Source organism: Staphylococcus sp. EG-SA-18 (assembly GCF_017151825.1).
Classification (GTDB): Bacteria; Bacillota; Bacilli; order Staphylococcales; family Staphylococcaceae; genus Staphylococcus; species Staphylococcus aureus.
Genome location: NZ_JACYVY010000057.1, coordinates 1616 through 4892, shown reverse-complemented (window position 1 = coordinate 4892; position 3277 = coordinate 1616). Strand labels below are relative to the sequence as shown.

2 rRNA genes are annotated in these 3277 nt (G+C 48.4%); both read right to left on the bottom strand.

The features are described from left to right. Nucleotide 1: 1 nt before the first annotated feature. A 5S ribosomal RNA gene (gene rrf, locus IDG66_RS11875) occupies nt 2–116 on the bottom strand. A 72-nt stretch (nt 117–188) separates the two neighbouring features. Further along, a 23S ribosomal RNA gene (locus tag IDG66_RS11870) occupies nt 189–3111 on the bottom strand. Nucleotides 3112–3277: the final 166 nt, after the last annotated feature.

Below are 3277 nucleotides of genomic sequence, written 5' to 3'. Positions count from 1 at the left end.
TGCCTGGCAACGTTCTACTCTAGCGGAACGTAAGTTCGACTACCATCGACGCTAAGGAGCTTAACTTCTGTGTTCGGCATGGGAACAGGTGTGACCTCCTTGCTATAGTCACCAGACATATGAATGTAATTTATACATTCAAAACTAGATAGTAAGTAAAAGTGATTTTGCTTCGCAAAACATTTATTTTGATTAAGTCTTCGATCGATTAGTATTCGTCAGCTCCACATGTCACCATGCTTCCACCTCGAACCTATTAACCTCATCATCTTTGAGGGATCTTATAACCGAAGTTGGGAAATCTCATCTTGAGGGGGGCTTCATGCTTAGATGCTTTCAGCACTTATCCCGTCCACACATAGCTACCCAGCTATGCCGTTGGCACGACAACTGGTACACCAGAGGTATGTCCATCCCGGTCCTCTCGTACTAAGGACAGCTCCTCTCAAATTTCCTACGCCCACGACGGATAGGGACCGAACTGTCTCACGACGTTCTGAACCCAGCTCGCGTACCGCTTTAATGGGCGAACAGCCCAACCCTTGGGACCGACTACAGCCCCAGGATGCGATGAGCCGACATCGAGGTGCCAAACCTCCCCGTCGATGTGAACTCTTGGGGGAGATAAGCCTGTTATCCCCGGGGTAGCTTTTATCCGTTGAGCGATGGCCCTTCCATGCGGAACCACCGGATCACTAAGTCCGTCTTTCGACCCTGCTCGACTTGTAGGTCTCGCAGTCAAGCTCCCTTATGCCTTTACACTCTATGAATGATTTCCAACCATTCTGAGGGAACCTTTGAGCGCCTCCGTTACCTTTTAGGAGGCGACCGCCCCAGTCAAACTGCCCGCCTGACACTGTCTCCCACCACGATAAGTGGTGCGGGTTAGAAAGCCAACACAGCTAGGGTAGTATCCCACCAGCGCCTCCACGTAAGCTAGCGCTCACGTTTCAAAGGCTCCTACCTATCCTGTACAAGCTGTGCCGAATTTCAATATCAGGCTACAGTAAAGCTCCACGGGGTCTTTCCGTCCTGTCGCGGGTAACCTGCATCTTCACAGGTACTATGATTTCACCGAGTCTCTCGTTGAGACAGTGCCCAAATCGTTACGCCTTTCGTGCGGGTCGGAACTTACCCGACAAGGAATTTCGCTACCTTAGGACCGTTATAGTTACGGCCGCCGTTTACTGGGGCTTCGATTCGTAGCTTCGCAGAAGCTAACCACTCCTCTTAACCTTCCAGCACCGGGCAGGCGTCAGCCCCTATACATCACCTTACGGTTTAGCAGAGACCTGTGTTTTTGATAAACAGTCGCTTGGGCCTATTCACTGCGGCTCTTCTGGGCGTTAACCCTAAAGAGCACCCCTTCTCCCGAAGTTACGGGGTCATTTTGCCGAGTTCCTTAACGAGAGTTCGCTCGCTCACCTTAGAATTCTCATCTTGACTACCTGTGTCGGTTTGCGGTACGGGCACCTATTTTCTATCTAGAGGCTTTTCTCGGCAGTGTGAAATCAACGACTCGAAGACACAATGTCTTCTCCCCATCACAGCTCAGCCTTAACGAGTACCGGATTTGCCTAATACTCAGCCTTACTGCTTAGACGTGCAATCCAATCGCACGCTTCGCCTATCCTACTGCGTCCCCCCATCGATTAAAACGATTATAGGTGGTACAGGAATATCAACCTGTTATCCATCGCCTACGCCTGTCGGCCTCAGCTTAGGACCCGACTAACCCAGAGCGGACGAGCCTTCCTCTGGAAACCTTAGTCAATCGGTGGACGGGATTCTCACCCGTCTTTCGCTACTCACACCGGCATTCTCACTTCTAAGCGCTCCACATGTCCTTACGATCATGCTTCAACGCCCTTAGAACGCTCTCCTACCATTGTCCAAAGGACAATCCACAGCTTCGGTAATATGTTTAGCCCCGGTACATTTTCGGCGCAGTGTCACTCGACTAGTGAGCTATTACGCACTCTTTAAATGATGGCTGCTTCTAAGCCAACATCCTAGTTGTCTGGGCAACGCCACATCCTTTTCCACTTAACATATATTTTGGGACCTTAGCTGGTGGTCTGGGCTGTTTCCCTTTCGAACACGGACCTTATCACCCATGTTCTGACTCCCAAGTTAAATTAATTGGCATTCGGAGTTTGTCTGAATTCGGTAACCCGAGAGGGGCCCCTCGTCCAAACAGTGCTCTACCTCCAATAATCATCACTTGAGGCTAGCCCTAAAGCTATTTCGGAGAGAACCAGCTATCTCCAGGTTCGATTGGAATTTCTCCGCTACCCTCAGTTCATCCGCTCACTTTTCAACGTAAGTCGGTTCGGTCCTCCATTCAGTGTTACCTGAACTTCAACCTGACCAAGGGTAGATCACCTGGTTTCGGGTCTACGACCAAATACTAAACGCCCTATTCAGACTCGCTTTCGCTACGGCTCCACATTTACTGCTTAACCTTGCATCAAATCGTAACTCGCCGGTTCATTCTACAAAAGGCACGCCATCACCCATTAACGGGCTCTGACTACTTGTAAGCACACGGTTTCAGGTTCTATTTCACTCCCCTTCCGGGGTGCTTTTCACCTTTCCCTCACGGTACTGGTTCACTATCGGTCACTAGAGAGTATTTAGCCTTAGGAGATGGTCCTCCCAGATTCCGACGGAATTTCACGTGCTCCGTCGTACTCAGGATCCACTCAAGAGAGACAACATTTTCGACTACAGGATTATTACCTTCTTTGATTCATCTTTCCAGATGATTCGTCTAATGTCGTCCTTTGTAACTCCGTATAGAGTGTCCTACAACCCCAACAAGCAAGCTTGTTGGTTTGGGCTCTTCCCGTTTCGCTCGCCGCTACTAAGGGAATCGAATTTTCTTTCTCTTCCTCCGGGTACTAAGATGTTTCAGTTCTCCGGGTGTGCCTTCTGATATGCTATGTATTCACATATCGATAACATGACATAACTCATGCTGGGTTTCCCCATTCGGAAATCTCTGGATCAAAGCTTACTTACAGCTCCCCAAAGCATATCGTCGTTAGTAACGTCCTTCATCGGCTTCTAGTGCCAAGGCATCCACCGTGCGCCCTTAATAACTTAATCTATGTTTCCATCCTACAGGAAACGCGTTATTAATCTTGTGAGTGTTCTTTCGAACACTAGCGATTATTTCTTATGAATTCAAGCTTATTTAAAACTCTTTATTCACTCGGTTTTGCTTGGTAAAATCTATATTTTACTTACTTATCTAGTTTTCAATGTACAAATA